Below are 15,796 nucleotides of genomic sequence, written 5' to 3' on the forward strand. Positions count from 1 at the left end.
GCATCTTTACGATTTGTTCCGCATATTTTTGTATATTATCATTCACGTATACGACATACCGTTCTTGATTATGAAAGAGATATGTGGTTATCGCGTAATAGATTTCAGAAAAAAGGAATCAGAGGTTTTCTATTCTTATTAAATATGTTCCCAGAATACAGGAGTCTGTTTTATCATAGAACAGGAGCTCACTACCTCTCTCTTTTTGCACGAGGACAAAATAATCTATATTTCCATACTCCGTCTTCCCAAATAGGCAAAGGGCTCGTAATTTGGCATGGATATTCATGTGTTGTCAATGCACAATCAATAGGGGAAAACTGTCAGATATGGCACCTCACAACATTGGGTAGAAAGACACATCACTGAACGAAAACAGACCGATAATTGGAAATAATGTGTCAGTCTGTACCGGAGCAATCGTCATTGGAAATGTTCATATCGGTGATCATACAATTATAGGAGCAGGTAGTATCGTTGTACATAGCACTCCTCCTGACAGCATCGTTACAGGTATTGCAGCCAAAGCCAAGACACATTCCAAGAACTGAATATGAAATTATCTATCATTACAATCAATCTGAATAATAAGAACGGTCTGTCCGAAACCATTAGTAGCGTGATAGCGCAAACGTTTACCGATTATGAGTATATCATTATAGACGGTCAATCTACGGATGGTAGTCTGGAAGTTATCAAACAGAATGCCAATCATATCAACCAATGGATATCAGAAAACGACCATGGCATTTATAACGCCATGAACAAAGGTTTAAATTTAGCAAAAGGAGAATATTGCCTTTTTTTAAATTCCGGAGACTCTTTATACGATTCGGATGTGTTACAAGTTTTGTTCAGTCAGTCTTTTACAGAAGATATCATATCTGGTGGTATCGAATTATATTCTCACACAAAGAAATGGTATCAATTCCCACCCCACAACATTTCTCTTTTTACTTTCATCAATGGCTCGCTACCTCATCCGGGTACATTTATCAGGAGAGAATTATTAAACAAACTGGGTGGCTATAATGAAAATTACAGAATCATATCTGATTGGTGCTTTTTCGTTGACGCGTTAATTGTACAAAACTGTAGTTACAAGTATTATGATATTACAGTTTCTAAATTTAATTGTTTTGGTATAAGTTCGACTTCATCTTCAACAGAAGATGTACAAAAAGTACAATTCCTCAGAAACAGATTTCCTAAAATGGCAGACGACTACGATCTATTTAATGAAGAATCGGTATTTAACTCTTTTTGTTGGTTAAAATATCACCCTATAATAAAGGTTATAATCGTTTTTCCCTTCAAAATTCTCAATCGTATACTACATTTGAGAAATAGATTGAAAAAAAGAATTATTGTTCTTGATAAATTGAAATCAGACGACACTAAATTATTAAGATAGCAAAATTATCATTTCACGAATTTATACCTTTATTCTAAAAACAATAAATTTTGATGAGAGTTTTAATCTGTATTCCCTGCCTATTGACAGGAGGCACTGAAATACAAACCCTAAACTTAGTGGAAGCTTTAATACGAGGTGGACATCAAGTAACTACCGTATGTTATTTTGAACATACTCCGAATATGGTGTCTCGCTATCAGCAGGCAGGAAGTAAAGTGGTATGTTTGAGTGTGACCGGAAAACGGATTGGAGGAATAAACGGAATTATCTTTTTATACAAGGGGCTGAAGCAAATGATACGGATTAGCAAACCGGATATCACTCATGTACAGTATATGGCTCCCGGTGCTATTCCCATTCTTTTACTGCGTCTGTTTGGAATAAAAAATATCATCGCTACTGCACATACAGCAGCCGATATTTATCCAAATCTAAAATTGGTGCACTTCATTCAAAGGTATTGTGTACGAGTGTTTACTTGTATTACGCAAGTAGCGGAAATGTCTTTTTTTGGTAAATCCAATCTATACACACAAAAAACAGTAATACAAAAGGTGAACCATTTCACCATCTACAATGTATTGCCCTCATATATAAAGATACGAGAAGAACAACGTGATTTCTCCTCACCTGTTACTTTGGGGGTAGTGGGTAGGTTGGAAAAAATCAAGGGGGGCGATTTAGTGATTCCGGCATTTGTACGAATAAAAGAAAGATATCCGGAAACTCGCTTACTGATAGTTGGAGACGGTTCGCTGAAAGCATTTATGCAACAGCAAGCAAAAGATTTACATGTTAGCGAGTACATCACATGGGTAGGCAGAAAAGATCAGAGTCAACTGCAAGCATATTATGACAAAATACACGTCTTATTAATACCTTCGCGCAGTGAGGGATTCGGACTGACAGCCATTGAAGGAATGGCACGAGGATGCGTAGTAATAGCATCAAAGACAGGGGGACTTTCGGAAATCGTGAAGGATAAAGAGGTAGGGTTGTTACATGAACAAGAGAACACAGAGGATTTAGCAAAAAAGGTTTGTTATGTATTGGAACATCCTCAAGACATGAAAATGCTTTCTATGAAGGCGACACGTTATGTAGAGCAATTTGGGAATAACCAATACACTCTGCTATTCAATGATCTGTATGAAAAAGTAACAAATTAGATTCATGTACTTTTTAAACTATATATACTTTCTGATTATCACAGTGATGGGGGCAAAATTTCTGTTCACAAGACAGGGAATAATCACTCATCCCCTGAATAAAAAGAAAAAATTATTGTTGGACGGACCGGAGTTATTCTGGATACTCACATTCTCAACCGGTCTATTGGCTTTCTCAGCTCCCGGAGTATTAGACTTGATGGCTATCCGGTTGATGGTACTGGAGGCTTTCTGCATCATCGAATTATTTATAGTAAAAAGAAAGCCTCAATGTAGTATTACGGTCATTCTATATTTGATTTATGTAATTTGGCTGATTATAGGATTGAGCTATACGACATCTCTCGTTTATGGATTCCGTGTCATATTGAAATATAGTTATCCACTATTAATTATGCTTTCAGCGTCAACGGCGGTTAGAAATAAAGAAGTTTTTATTAAGGCTGGATTAGGGGCAAGAATGGTAGCTATCATATCCATCGGGGTTTCTTTCATTCCATTGATGAATTATTTAGTATCGGGAGTATTTTGGTATGGAACGGCACGAAGTATACATTACATATCCATGTGTATATTCTCCTTAGCGTTATACTATCATGGTGGAAAAGATAAAAAAGATTTATTATTATGTGTTCTGTTTATAATTCCTTGTATTTTATGGGTATTCCGTACTAGTATTATAGGGACAACAATAGCCTTAATGACATTCTTTTTCTTTAAATACAAAATAAAATCAGTTCCCGTAATTTTAGGAATTGTTTTGCTTTTCGTCATTGCAATATTCACAATTCCCAGTATGAAAACAAAAATGTTTAAGGAAAGTAGCAACATTAGTATAGAGCAATTTCAGCAAGGAAAGGTTTCAAAAGACGACATCAACAGCAATGCCAGATTCTCTTTATGGGAACATTTACAAAAACGTTTTTATAATCATAAAGAAATAGTTGGCTCCGGTACGGGAAGTGTGCAAAATTATATGTACTCTAATTTTATTTTTGGAGGATTACAAGTGCCACATAATGATTATATTCAAATTTCATGTGACAATGGATTAATTGGAATTGTATTATACCTATTGGTCATTGGCAGTATTATCACGCATTGTTTTATAGAATATAATAAAAAGAATAGTATAGCTATAAAGATGTGTGCAATTGTAGCCGGAAGTAGTATCGCAGGAGTCGCTTTGACTATGTACACTGATAACGTAGTAAATTACTCAATGGCTACACTTTCTTATCCATTCGGATTTTATGGAATGATGTTAGGACTTATAAAAGGAAAGAGATATGATTTCAGTTGTAATACCATTGTATAATAAAGAAAAGCAAATAAAAAGGACACTACAATCTATCCTTGCACAGACTTTTCAAGACTTTGAAATAGTCATTGTAAATGATGGAAGTATAGATAACAGTATAATAGAAGTAGAGAAGGTAAAAGATTCGCGCATACGATTGATTCATCAAAAAAATGCAGGAGTATCGGCAGCTCGAAACAAAGGAATAGAAGAAGCGAAGTATGAGTTGATTGCTTTTTTGGATGCAGACGATGAATGGAAAAGTAAATATCTGGAAGTTCAATATAACTTGTACAGGAAATATCCGGAATGTGACATTTTTGCTTGCAATTATGAATTTGTTAATGAAAAACATGATATATCACCTACGATCATCAAAAAACTTTCATTTGAAGAAAACGATGGAATATTAAATAATTATTTTGAAGTGGCTTGCGTTTCACACCCTCCACTTTGTAGCTCGGCCATTGTTATCAAAAAGAAAATAATTCAAAAAATCGGAGGTTTTCCCCTAAATGTAACTTCCGGCGAAGATTTGATAACTTGGGCACGATTGTCTACTGTGGGAATGATTGCTTATAACAAAAATGCATATGTTTACTATTATATTAATACGAAACCGCAGCAAAGTAACGAGCCCAAAGATTTACAATCTACAAAAGATTATGTAGGTACCTCTTTAAAGCAATTATATCTTACAGAAAAAGATATTGAATGTAAAAAAAATATTGCCCGTTATATTTCTTTCTGGTATAAAATGAGAGCTTCCATAAACATTATGTTAAATCATAAGATTCCAGCTATGAAGTGTGCGCTCAAATCAATAAAATATAATCCTTACGATATAAAACCATACATTTTCTTATTATTAGCTACTATTCCCACGAAAGCAGCTTCGCATATTATTAATACATTAAGGAATCGATGAAAATTATATATTGTATACCTTCCTGTCACAATTCGGGAGGAATGGAAAGAGTACTGTCTGTAAAAGCTAACTATCTGGCTGATGTGGTGGGGTGGGATATATCAGTCATTACGACAGAACCGGTTTCTCAAAATAACCATTACCAATTTTCGTCTAAAATCCATTTTTATAATTTAGACATTCATTATAAAGAAATAGAAAACATCTCCTTATGGAAAAAAACGATAATGGTACTAAAAAAGAAATTGCAACACAAAAAGAAATTACAAGAATTATTATTTCACCTCAAACCAGACATTGTAGTGTCGATGTTCACACATGATGTCTCTTTTCTGTATAAAATAAAGGATGGAAGTAAAAAAGTTTGCGAACTACATTTTTCAAAAAAATTCAGAAAGTTACATAATGAAAGTAACCATGCAGGAATAGCAAAGAGAATGATTAGCTACTATTTAGATCATAGAGATTTCAAAGCAGCATCGCATTACGACCGTTTCGTCGTATTGACAGAAGAAGATCAAAAAACATGGTATCCGTTAAAAAACATCAAGGTAATATATAATCCTTTACCTTTTATTGCTGAGCAGACTGCAAATATACACACAAAAAAAGTATTGGCTATAGGACGATTGTGTCCACAAAAAGGTTTTGACATGTTGGTTGATATTTGGAATGTCGTATGCAAAAACATTGAAGGATGGGAACTTAATATTTATGGTGATGGACCGGACTATGCAGCTTTAGATAGTAAAATAAAGCAATACTCGTTGCATAAAACAATACATATGTATCCTGCAACGACTAATATTCAATCAGTTTATTTAAATAGTAGCATCTTTTGCTTTCCATCCAGATACGAGGGTTTCAGTATGGCATTAATGGAAGCAATGTCTTACGGTTTACCGGCAATTGCATTTAAATGCCCATGTGGGCCATCAGAAATTATAGAAAATGGTATCAACGGTATATTAGTTGAAAATAAAAACATCAACGATTTTGCATATGAACTACAAAAGCTAATGAAAGATGAGAAATTAAGAGAAGAATATGGCATAAGAGCAGCCATGGAGACAAAATATAAATTCAACATAGACCACATCATGAAACAATGGGTGTCACTTTTCAACGATTTAAAATCATGAACATATTATTCTTTGCCTCAGATTATAAGATAGGGCTTAGTACATTATTAACCGATCAGCTCCTTGCTTTACATCGAAATGACATAAATGTATATCCGGTTGCAGGTGAAAAAAATCAAGAAAAAGGATTGGAAGAACAAATTATTGCTCAAAAGATTCAGCTTAAACGCATACATGGATTGGATGATCATAAAAACTTTTTCCGGTTGGTTAACGATATAAAAGAGATAATCCAAACAGAAGACATACGATTAGTTCATGTACAAAACAATTGGCAATTGGCAATAATTGCAGTAGTCAAATTAAAATTGTACTTTTTAAAAAAAATTAAAATAATATACACACTACATGGATTCAGGCACAATAGTTTTATTAAATCCATAATGGCACAATTCATTATAGGAACGGCACTTTTTCTTTTTGCAGACAAAGTGATTTGTATGTGCCAATATCTAAAAAAGAAATTCCGGTTCCTGTCATATAAAATTATAATTCTGCCTTTAGGGGTCGCAGACATGTTTTTTCAAGACAAACGTCCCAACACTCCTAAAAATGGTCTACAAATCATTTTTCCCGCTCAATTTAGAAATGGTAAGAACCAAGATCTGATTATCAAAGCCTTTGCCAAACATATTCATGAAAATAAAGACAGTGAGTCTTATATGATATTGCCAGGAAATGGTCCTTTATGGGAAGATATGAAAGAATTGGCCTCTGCATTATATCTGCAAGATCGTATTTCTTTTCCAGGCCTATGTTCTAAACGACAAACCAAAGAATTGTATTTACAAAGTAACATTGGAATCGTATCAAGCAACAGTGAGACATTCGGTCAAAGTATTGTGGAACCTTTTGTATTAGGGCGATGTATATTAACAACTGCCGTTGGAGTAGCTCCTGACATTATAGCAACCGGCAAAAATGGGTTCTTTTTTAGAAATCAAGATGAATTAGCAATACTCTTCGATAAACTATATAAAGATCAATCTATCATTGATAAAACAGGGGAAAATAATTTTTTGAAGGGAAAGATGTTTCAATGGGACAATATAATCCAAGACTATAAAAAACAAATTCTAAATAATTAAATATAATAAAACAAGCATATCTATTCAAACATTCATAGAAGTAATGAAAATCCTTTTAGTTCACAATAATTACGGAAAATATAGTGGTGAAGAGGCAGTTGTAGACAAAATGGCTGCCATGCTTCAAAGCCACAACCACACCGTTTGTTTTTACCGTTTGACAACTGAAGGGGCGAGAGATACAATATCTGATAAAATAAAGGGATTCACAGCTGGAATATATTCTCACTCAGGGGTGAAAGGAATGGCAGAAATATTACTCAAAGAAAAACCGGATATAATAAATGTGCATAATCTATATCCGTTTATTAGTCCGGCTGCTCTTTTCGAATGTAAGAAAGCAGGTATTCCAGTAGTAATGACCGTACATAACTTTCGCCTAATATGCCCTACCGGACTATTTATGCGTAATGGGAAACCTTGTGAACAATGTCTGGACAGAAAAAATGAATGGAGTTGCATCAAGTACAATTGTGAACATTCCATTTTCAAATCTATAGGATATACGCTAAGAAATGTGTATGCACGTTGGACCAAAGCATATCTGAAAAATGTAGATATGTTCGCTTGTATCACTGAGTTTCAGAAAAAGAAATTAATAGAAACCGGATATGATAAAAATAAGATTACTGTAATTCCCAATAGTATTGACGCTCCTTGTTCCTACACTCCTACTACCGGAGGGTATATAGCCTATATTGGAAGGCTAAGCTATGAAAAAGGGTATGATTTATTAGTAGAAGTCGCCCGAAAACATCCTGAAATAAAATTTCGTTTTGCCGGGGCTCAAAGAGAACAGAAAAACACAGATATTCCAAGTAATGTAGAGTTTGCAGGTTATCTCCAGAAAGATAAATTATTAGAATTCATACAGAAAGCTCGATTTATAGTAATACCGAGTAGATGCTATGAAGGATTTCCAATGGCCATATTGGAAGCCGCCTGTCATGGAAAACCGGCAATAGCATCCAATCATGGAGGATTTACTGAGATTATCGGTCAAGGAGAAAATGCAATAGGAAAACTATTCGAACCGGGCAATACAGATGATCTGGATAAGCAAATAGCAGAACTGTGGAACAATCAGACACTGACTGAAGAATTGGGAGAGAAGGCTTTCAGAAAATTGAAAAAGCATTATGATTCGGAAGTTGTCTATAAGCAATGGGAAACTCTGTTCAGTAAATTAAAAAACTCATGACATTAATAAATAACCCAAGATTTTAATGAAAATAGCAATTTACAAAAGTAATGATACAAAAAAGGTCGACACCATTAGAGGGGGGGACAAAACCTATGCCAAACTCGTAATGTAGGATTAGATTTTATAAGAAGTTGTGCCATATTATTTGTAATAGCAGGACATTTTTTCAGTTTACATACAGCTTTCAAAACAAGTACTTTCGAAGGAACTTCCTTATTCATACAAGCAACAATCAGCTTCTTGTTCTATATAGGCGTTTCCCTCTTTCTTCTATTAACCGGTTATCTGAATACCAATAAATCAATCAACAAGAAATATTATAAAGGAGGTGTCAGGGTCATTATTTCCTACCTACTGTTTTCATTAATAACAATTATATTCAGAAAATATTATCTGCATGAAAGCCTGTCGTGGATACAATGGGGATTAAAAGTATTAGATTTCTCTGCCATCCCCTACGGTTGGTATATAGAAATGTGGATCGGACTATTTTTGCTGACCCCTTTTCTGAATCTATTATATAAAGCGATACCTGACCAGAAACAGAAATTAATACTTATAGGTACATTATACATAATGACTGCACTACCCGATCTTCTGAACAGATATGGAGTACATTTAGTTCCCGGTTTTTGGCAACAGTGTTTTCCGTTGACATTCTACTTTATAGGAGCCTATATACACGAATATAAACCAACAATAAGAAAAGGATGGGCATGGATGATCATATTGGGTATATGTTTGATAAATCCTATTTTTAATCTTATATTTATCCATAATCATACATTAGTACAAATATGTGGAAGTTCCAATGGGGTTTTCGGAATACCAATAGCCGTATTGTTTTTCTTACTGTTTTATCAATTGGATATTCACTCTAAAATGAATAAAAAAATACTGGCTAAAATATCCGTCTTATCATTGGATATGTATCTGTGCTGCTATATTTTCGATGCAATTTATTATCCATATTTTAAAGAACATTATTTCGTTAATCAGTCTCAATTTGGAATATATTTCTTTATACTTGTTCCGCTTGTGTTTATTTCATCATTTGCTGTGGCATGGTTAAAGGAAAGAATATTAAGAAGATGAGTGGAATTTGTTGATATTTCAGATACATGTAAATGGAAGAAGGAAGAATAAAAGGATTATTTAATGGTAAAAAAATATAACCTGTTGGTTCGCTTGTAAAATATTGATTATTAGCATTGTATAAACTTCTATATTTTCCCGTAGAGTTTCGGAGCGTTTCTCGTAGAGAAATCGGGTGAAACTCTACGAGGAACGGGGAGTTGCTCTACGAGAAATTAACTGAATATCCATAAAATGTGACAATGGTGTATAGTAGTAAAGGTAGAAATATTCATTAATTGTAATATTAATGAATATTCTCTTTGAGAGTGAGTATATTTAATAATCGTGTTAAAACTACAGTCTAAGATATTTAAACGGTGTATTGCCATTTGTCTATTGTTCTCCTATCTCTTAACCAATAACTTATTTTACTCTTACGTCTGCTATTGGAATGACAAGTCTTATATCACCCCTCAATGGAATCCATGTAAGAAATATAAAATCGGAATCATAATGGGAGGATTCGGATACATGGATAAATTTACCGGAAAAATAGGCTACGTGATGTATAGTGAAAATAGAACTCAGAATGGAATCAGGCCGGACATGAGAAACAGATTGTGGAGAGCTATCAGTTTATGGAAAGAAGGACATCTGGAGAAGATACTGATCACAGGAGATATGGTGGCAAACATACATAAAGATGGAACCTCAGAAAAGAATCTATTTCTGTGCTATATGAAAAAGTATGCCGGAGTTCCTCCGGAAGTTTTTGTATTTGAACAGCAATCGAAGAATATATACGAAAATGTCCTTTTCACATCGGAAATTCTTAAACAGAGAGAGATTACAGGACCGGATTGTCTTTTAATAACAACGGCATCACACGTTGGACGTAGTTTGAAATGCTTCTCCGAGCAAGGAATCGATATAGATTATTTCTCCGTAGATGCAAGAAAACCTCTTATGATATCTGGCAATTGGTGGCAACCGGATATAAGGATTTTAAAGAAATGGGAAGAGTTGTTATACGAATGGGGTGGCATTATGGTCTATTGGCTAAAAGGTTATATCTAAAAATGAAATTATGTTTTTTGAACTTAGCAAATTTCTAAACTTCTTTCTTATTTCACCTATCAGTTGGATGTTTTTCTTGTTGATAGGCTTTTGTTTGTTTAAGAGAAGGCGCAGGAAAAAGGCGTGCTTGATCAGTTGTATTGCTTTGTTTCTAATTTTTACTAATAATTTACTGGTAGATTATGTAAAATATCTAACTGTAAAAGAATACAGTGCAATGACAATCTCAGTGGGAAAACAATATAAACTTGCTATCGTGATGGGAGGATTTGCTTCTATGAATAGAAATACCGGGCAAATGCAATATGAACTTGATCGGGCAGACCGAATTTGGGAAGCTGTGAGGCTTTGGAAGAAAGGGGTTGTAGAAAGGATTTTGATTACAGGTGATCCTACTTCCATTATTCAGAAAGATGGGACCTCTACAAAAGAATTGTTTCTTAACTATATGGAAGAGTTGGGAGTACCTCGTTCTGTTTTTCTCCTTGAACAACAGGCTCGAAATACACGTGAAAATGTAATATATGTTCGGAGTATTCTTGAAACAGAGCGAATAACAGAAGAGGAATGTGTACTTATTACTTCCGTTACTCATATGAAACGCAGTTTGAAATGCTTTGCTAAAATTGGGATACACTTGGATATGTATCCGGTAAACACTTACATAAGGCCGGCTAATATAAATCATCGCTCTTTTTATCCGGATTGGGAAGCCGCAATGAAATGGCAGGAACTGTTGAATGAGCAAATAGGGGATATTGTTTATTCATTCGTAGGGTATATTTGACATTTTTATTCATTTTATGGAACGATATTTTAATATCAATTACGAGTTTGATAAAGTTCGTATTTTGGCAGCAGTTGAGGAACAGCTTCAACAAAGCTCTTCTGGTTATGTTTGTGTAGCCGATGGGGTCATATTAAATACAGTTAATAGCGATGCAGAATATATGCATGTGGTTAATAACGGTATGTTTTCTATTTGTGATAGTAGTTATGTACCAATCTATCTTCGTTGGATTTATGGAATAAAGCGTTCTCAATATGCCGGGAGTGATATATTTAGAGATCTTGTTCATCAAAAAAAATATCGGATGTTTTTTATGGGAGCATCACAAACGATATTGAATGGACTACGGTCTAATTTGTCTCAAATAGATAAGCGTATTGATAATATGACATTTTATGAATTGCCATTCTGTGATGTGGAAGATTTTGACTATCAGAATATTGCTCAAATGATAGAGAAAGATAAGGCAGAAATTATTTGGATTGCATTAGGAGCTCCTAAACAAGAAATTTTCATGAATCGACTGCAACCACATTTACGGAAAGGAGTAATGATTGCTGTTGGAGCTGTTTTTAAATTTTATAGTGGGTGTAGCGTACGACGTGCTCCTGGCTGGATCGTCCGATTACACGGAGAGTTTGTCTATCGAATATTTAGTGAACCTAAAAAGCAAATACAGCGATGTGCTTTAATTCTTTATACGCTTCCGTCTTTATTATATAATGAGTGGAAAAGGAAACATAAAAAAGAATCATCAACAAAGATTTCTACTTGGCTTGTTCTTTGATAGGGGAGTAGGATAAAACTCTAATAAAAAAACATAAAAATCAAGGCTTTAATTGGGTTTTGGTGATCTGCCTGGGATTTATAATTTGACTTTGTCTGATTTTTATTGATTTTGTATGGTGTTATGAATCAGTATGTTATAACTTTATTTCTATTTTCTAATAGCACATAAATTTTGTACGATTAAATAAAGAGTGGGGAGTAAATAGACACTTACTCTCCACCTTTTTTCTTTTCATATTTGTTTCAAAATAACAAATAAAGGAATAAAATATATGATGGAAATTAGTTATAATTGTAGAGCATTTTTACATAAGAATGGCTAGGCTATGATTTGCGTCAGATGGAATAAAGAAGCGTGAAGTTGTATTTTCTGTGGGTTACAATGATGATCCTATAAAAATGGTATAATGAGAATCAAAGAACCAGATACAATACTACTTCCAAAAAACTGGAGAGAATACATAAATCACACTCCAAAAGATTACTATACCATGAGAAAATCATTTATATTTTATGTAAGGATACTTGCTTTCACCAAGTAAATGCATTTGTAGAATGATACGGAGAAAATAGACTTATTTTGAAATTATAATGGAGAATATTAATGAACAATATCTTAATATTTGTAATGTAAATGCTTAAACAATAGTTAATTTCTTTCATAAATTTGTGAATTTATGAATTGTACAATAATTTTGCAGCCAAATTAATTTTAAGAAGAAATAATATGAGATCGTTTTTATTAGGATTATTAGCTATCGGCCTTGGCTACACGGCAAATGCACAAACCTCTAAGGAGGAGTTACAACAGGCAAAAATAGATTCGCTGACTACTGTTATTCAAGATTTACGAACCAATCAGCAGAACATACAGAAACAGATTGAAACTGTTGACAAAAATGCGACTGTATGGAAGCGTGGAAAGTACCGTAACTTTAGTTTTAGCAAAGAAAAACTTGAAATTGATGGTTTTGATGCTGCTATTAAAAGTGAATGGGGAGCTGCAATTACACTGGGAAAGACATTTTATTTGCATAAGACTCCTATCTTGAATATGATTAAGATTGGTCTTGACTGGACCTATTTCGATATTAGTGCTGCCGGATATGAAATGAATAATGAGGAAGGGGGAAAGGATGACACCTATCATTTTACAGCAGGCATGCATATCGGTCCTTCTGTAACGGTAAATCCGATAGATAATCTGAAAGCCAGTGTTTATTTCCGTTATGCACCGAGTTATGCAGGAATGTATGCAGACGATGAATATTATTCAGGTGGATATGCCAGCTTCTTTGTTTCCGGTCTTTCCGTAGCTTATAAAGTTATTTCAGTTGGAGTGGAGAAGCGTTGGGGGACCGTTAAATATGACCGCTCGGATACAGATGAAAAAACTAAGTTTAAAGTTTCAGGTCCCCGTTTTTATATAGGTTTCCGTTTTTAATCAAATCGTTCGATTATAAGGAATGTTGTTGGATACTATAGTTTTTCATATAATGACAGACATAATATTGTAATACTTATTCCAACAGGAAAAGAAATTAAAGGAAGGTAGCTTTTTACACTATCTTCCTTTTTTATTTATTCCTACTTCAACTTCATCGCTAACGCATCTTTCCTGATATCTAAAACCAAATCTTTTACGGCTAAGTTTGAAGTAGTACTGAGATAAGTTACAGAAAAAAAAGCTGCTAATTTGTTGATTAACAGCTTTTGTGGAGAGTATCGGACTCGAACCGATCACCTCGACACTGCCAGTATGAACCTTATTTATATGTAAACTGACAGCTATTCAGTATGTTACAACGGATTTTAAAAACTCCAAAGATTCGTTTTGGAAAAAAATAGGTTTTTATTCGTTGATTACACTCAATATTTTTCCTTATTTATATGCGCATATATGAGATAAAATTGTGGGTGCATGTATATTTTATATTTAGAACACGTATACCATATTTGCTCCTGATCCGTCAAGGTGTAATCGGATAAATTTCCCTGCTTTTATCTTATATTGAATTGATGCTATTTGAAGTCCTATGGCGGCAGCAGCACAAATACTTCCTCCAATAACTAATCCTTTAGCTTTACCTGTCATTTTAACTTTTTCATTTTTGTTTATTTCGAATTTCTCAGAAAGGCACCCATAACCTATTAATAATCCAGCTGATATTGCTCCAAAACCAATAGATGCACTTTGACAGTTTGTTGAATAACGAGAACATTTGTCATACATGTTTAGATTTATAACTTTTAACATGCCTTCTAAAGAAGTGTTCTTTCCTATGTTGGGATTGAAAGGAAGGTTATCTTCATTGAATGAAATAGTATCCTGTGAGGCGATTATTTCGTTATATTTCTCTATCATCTTTTTTCTATATCCCGGTGAAAATTGTGCGTAAGAATTAAATGCAGAAAATAAAATGATAAGTAAAAGCCCTATTCTCATAATTTATAGTTCTTGTTGTTATATTATTTATTATTCGATATTAGTTCTGATAATAGTTTAAAGCCATCCGCTTATAATTAAACATTTATGTGTATTTCCATTAAAAGAATATGTTCCAATTCTTCCGATTGCTATCTCCCAATTACTCTTCAAGGATACATCCTTTATAGTGTATTCGTCATAATAACAAAATTTTATATCAGCTACTAAATAATATTGTGAATTTTTATCTTGGCTGTTTCCGTTAAGGCTTTCTACTTTATCTATTAACTCCTGTGGAGGACTTATAGAATTGAAATTTTCTTCATAATCATAGATTGTATAATGTATTCTTTTACATCTGGAAGTCAAAATTCCAACTTTAACGTTGTTAGGTGGATTTACTATTTCAGCTTTTCTATAATAGAAAGTCTGTATATAGTCGAATCTTTCGAGATACTTGGTTGTTATGGGAGCTACTTCTTCATTGTCTTTACTGCAACTTATAAATAGGAATATCCCAAACAGTATAGAAATTATTTTTAGATATCTCATGATTGTTTATCTCCTTCTTGGTCTTACTGACTCTATGACATTAAATATCTGTTTAACATCGCACAAATCAATAACTCGATCTGGATACATATCATTCAAAGAATGTATTGTAATAGTGTGGTTCTCTACATCGTGATCTATAATTCGTTTTACTACAATTCCATCTTCATGTACTATCACAAAATCCCATTTACGGAGATGTAATTTAGATGTAGCCCAGAGGTGAGGTTGTATTTCACGACAGTACAGTCTATCACCTTCTAAATAGCTTTCTTCGGTTCCGTTGTTCATGCTGTCCCCCTTTACTTCGAAAGCAATATAATTTCCATGTCCTTCATGATCTACAATAAAAGGTACTTTCGGAAGCTGATCTAAATAGGTGCAATCTGAATATCCATCAAGATATCCGGCATATGCAAATTGATTCACCAGAGGAATGTAAACTACGTCCTGTTGGATGGGAACTGCTTCGTTGTATTTAGGTGTGGGATTCGCATTATTGAGCATTTCACCTTCTCCGGTAAGAAGCCATGTAGGATTGATATCAGGAATCTTTGAAAGTATTTTATCTAAAACGCTTTTCCCAATACCTCTTCTTCCGCTTACCCATCCACTTGTAGTACCAGTTTTCTCTCCCATGAACTCGGCAAATTTAATATTGCTGTCATTGAAAAAGTGTTTTCTTACCTCTTTTATTCTATCAAATACTTCCATGTGAGCATTATTGCTTATTGATTATATGTAAATGTGTTAATAATTGTTTAATATACGCATTAATGCGAATTAATATTTGCGGAATAAGCAAAAATGCTTATCTTTGCAACATCAAATAACA

The 15,796-nt window shown here is 33.8% G+C and carries 16 protein-coding genes; 13 read left to right on the forward strand and 3 right to left on the reverse strand.

The window, feature by feature from the left end; all coding sequences use genetic code 11:
* Positions 1–386: 386 nt before the first annotated feature.
* From HMPREF1532_RS20930 to HMPREF1532_RS12375, 13 genes are all read left to right on the forward strand, one after another.
* Positions 387–551, forward strand: coding sequence for a hypothetical protein (locus tag HMPREF1532_RS20930; RefSeq protein WP_259029964.1), 165 nt, complete (start codon positions 387–389; stop codon positions 549–551).
* A 2-nt stretch (positions 552–553) separates the two neighbouring features.
* Complete coding sequence (locus HMPREF1532_RS12320; RefSeq protein WP_005929889.1) at positions 554–1,414, forward strand: glycosyltransferase family 2 protein; 861 nt, start codon at positions 554–556, stop codon at positions 1,412–1,414.
* 53 nt (positions 1,415–1,467) lie between these two features.
* Complete coding sequence (locus tag HMPREF1532_RS12325) at positions 1,468–2,586, forward strand: glycosyltransferase family 4 protein (RefSeq protein WP_005929892.1); 1,119 nt, start codon at positions 1,468–1,470, stop codon at positions 2,584–2,586.
* Positions 2,587–2,590: 4 nt separating this feature from the next.
* On the forward strand, positions 2,591–3,904 hold the full coding sequence (locus tag HMPREF1532_RS12330; RefSeq protein ID WP_005929895.1) for an O-antigen ligase family protein: 1,314 nt from the start codon (positions 2,591–2,593) through the stop codon (positions 3,902–3,904).
* Positions 3,876–4,814 carry a glycosyltransferase family 2 protein gene (locus HMPREF1532_RS12335; RefSeq protein WP_005929897.1) on the forward strand — a complete coding sequence of 313 codons (939 nt, stop codon included), beginning with the start codon at positions 3,876–3,878 and terminating at the stop codon, positions 4,812–4,814. The genes HMPREF1532_RS12330 and HMPREF1532_RS12335 overlap by 29 nt, the downstream gene beginning before the upstream one ends.
* A 41-nt stretch (positions 4,815–4,855) precedes the next feature.
* Entirely contained in the window at positions 4,856–5,956 is a 1,101-nt protein-coding gene (locus HMPREF1532_RS12340) for a glycosyltransferase family 4 protein (protein ID WP_227096985.1), read from the forward strand.
* Positions 5,953–7,044, forward strand: a complete 1,092-nt coding sequence (locus HMPREF1532_RS12345) for a glycosyltransferase family 4 protein (protein ID WP_005929901.1) — start codon at positions 5,953–5,955, stop codon at positions 7,042–7,044. The genes HMPREF1532_RS12340 and HMPREF1532_RS12345 overlap by 4 nt, the downstream gene beginning before the upstream one ends.
* Positions 7,045–7,087: 43 nt before the next feature.
* The gene (locus tag HMPREF1532_RS12350) at positions 7,088–8,245 is read left to right on the forward strand and encodes a glycosyltransferase family 4 protein (protein WP_005929903.1); all 1,158 of its coding nucleotides are present in this window, start codon (positions 7,088–7,090) and stop codon (positions 8,243–8,245) included.
* A gap of 126 nt (positions 8,246–8,371) precedes the next feature.
* Entirely contained in the window at positions 8,372–9,343 is a 972-nt protein-coding gene (locus tag HMPREF1532_RS12355; RefSeq protein WP_081623168.1) for an acyltransferase, read from the forward strand.
* A gap of 495 nt (positions 9,344–9,838) precedes the next feature.
* Positions 9,839–10,402 carry a YdcF family protein gene (locus HMPREF1532_RS12360; protein ID WP_005929912.1) on the forward strand — a complete coding sequence of 188 codons (564 nt, stop codon included), beginning with the start codon at positions 9,839–9,841 and terminating at the stop codon, positions 10,400–10,402.
* A 217-nt stretch (positions 10,403–10,619) separates the two neighbouring features.
* Positions 10,620–11,189, forward strand: a complete 570-nt coding sequence (locus HMPREF1532_RS12365; protein ID WP_227096982.1) for a YdcF family protein — start codon at positions 10,620–10,622, stop codon at positions 11,187–11,189.
* A gap of 16 nt (positions 11,190–11,205) precedes the next feature.
* The gene (locus HMPREF1532_RS12370; RefSeq protein WP_005929917.1) at positions 11,206–11,979 is read left to right on the forward strand and encodes a WecB/TagA/CpsF family glycosyltransferase; all 774 of its coding nucleotides are present in this window, start codon (positions 11,206–11,208) and stop codon (positions 11,977–11,979) included.
* 729 nt (positions 11,980–12,708) lie between these two features.
* A complete protein-coding gene (locus HMPREF1532_RS12375) occupies positions 12,709–13,425 on the forward strand; it encodes a hypothetical protein (protein ID WP_005929922.1) in 717 nt (238 codons plus the stop codon).
* 492 nt (positions 13,426–13,917) lie between these two features.
* Here the strand turns inward: HMPREF1532_RS12375 and HMPREF1532_RS12380 are convergent, their stop codons facing one another.
* From HMPREF1532_RS12380 to HMPREF1532_RS12390, 3 genes are read right to left on the reverse strand one after another with little or no spacing between them, the layout of a single operon-like run.
* A complete protein-coding gene (locus tag HMPREF1532_RS12380; protein ID WP_005929925.1) occupies positions 13,918–14,427 on the reverse strand; it encodes a hypothetical protein in 510 nt (169 codons plus the stop codon).
* Positions 14,428–14,484: 57 nt separating this feature from the next.
* Complete coding sequence (locus HMPREF1532_RS12385) at positions 14,485–14,961, reverse strand: hypothetical protein (protein WP_005929928.1); 477 nt, start codon at positions 14,959–14,961, stop codon at positions 14,485–14,487.
* Positions 14,962–14,967: 6 nt separating this feature from the next.
* Positions 14,968–15,675: a S24 family peptidase gene (locus HMPREF1532_RS12390; RefSeq protein ID WP_005929931.1), complete on the reverse strand. Its 708-nt coding sequence runs from the start codon at positions 15,673–15,675 to the stop codon at positions 14,968–14,970.
* Positions 15,676–15,796: the final 121 nt, after the last annotated feature.

The sequence above is a fragment of the Bacteroides salyersiae WAL 10018 = DSM 18765 = JCM 12988 genome, assembly GCF_000381365.1.
Lineage (GTDB): Bacteria > Bacteroidota > Bacteroidia > Bacteroidales > Bacteroidaceae > Bacteroides > Bacteroides salyersiae.

What these genes read in the sequence shown, in the direction of transcription:
- HMPREF1532_RS12330 (WP_005929895.1), top strand. Translation starts at nt 2,591, where the DNA reads ATGTACTTTTTAAACTATATATACTTTCTGATTATCACAGTGATGGGG.
- HMPREF1532_RS12320 (WP_005929889.1), top strand. Translation starts at nt 554, where the DNA reads ATGAAATTATCTATCATTACAATCAATCTGAATAATAAGAACGGTCTG.
- HMPREF1532_RS12375 (WP_005929922.1), top strand. Translation starts at nt 12,709, where the DNA reads ATGAGATCGTTTTTATTAGGATTATTAGCTATCGGCCTTGGCTACACG.
- HMPREF1532_RS12335 (WP_005929897.1), top strand. Translation starts at nt 3,876, where the DNA reads ATGATTTCAGTTGTAATACCATTGTATAATAAAGAAAAGCAAATAAAA.
- HMPREF1532_RS12350 (WP_005929903.1), top strand. Translation starts at nt 7,088, where the DNA reads ATGAAAATCCTTTTAGTTCACAATAATTACGGAAAATATAGTGGTGAA.
- HMPREF1532_RS12345 (WP_005929901.1), top strand. Translation starts at nt 5,953, where the DNA reads ATGAACATATTATTCTTTGCCTCAGATTATAAGATAGGGCTTAGTACA.
- HMPREF1532_RS12380 (WP_005929925.1), bottom strand. Translation starts at nt 14,427, where the DNA reads ATGAGAATAGGGCTTTTACTTATCATTTTATTTTCTGCATTTAATTCT.
- HMPREF1532_RS12365 (WP_227096982.1), top strand. Translation starts at nt 10,620, where the DNA reads ATGACAATCTCAGTGGGAAAACAATATAAACTTGCTATCGTGATGGGA.
- HMPREF1532_RS12340 (WP_227096985.1), top strand. Translation starts at nt 4,856, where the DNA reads ATGGAAAGAGTACTGTCTGTAAAAGCTAACTATCTGGCTGATGTGGTG.
- HMPREF1532_RS12385 (WP_005929928.1), bottom strand. Translation starts at nt 14,961, where the DNA reads ATGAGATATCTAAAAATAATTTCTATACTGTTTGGGATATTCCTATTT.
- HMPREF1532_RS12360 (WP_005929912.1), top strand. Translation starts at nt 9,839, where the DNA reads ATGGGAGGATTCGGATACATGGATAAATTTACCGGAAAAATAGGCTAC.
- HMPREF1532_RS12370 (WP_005929917.1), top strand. Translation starts at nt 11,206, where the DNA reads ATGGAACGATATTTTAATATCAATTACGAGTTTGATAAAGTTCGTATT.
- HMPREF1532_RS12390 (WP_005929931.1), bottom strand. Translation starts at nt 15,675, where the DNA reads ATGGAAGTATTTGATAGAATAAAAGAGGTAAGAAAACACTTTTTCAAT.
- HMPREF1532_RS12325 (WP_005929892.1), top strand. Translation starts at nt 1,468, where the DNA reads ATGAGAGTTTTAATCTGTATTCCCTGCCTATTGACAGGAGGCACTGAA.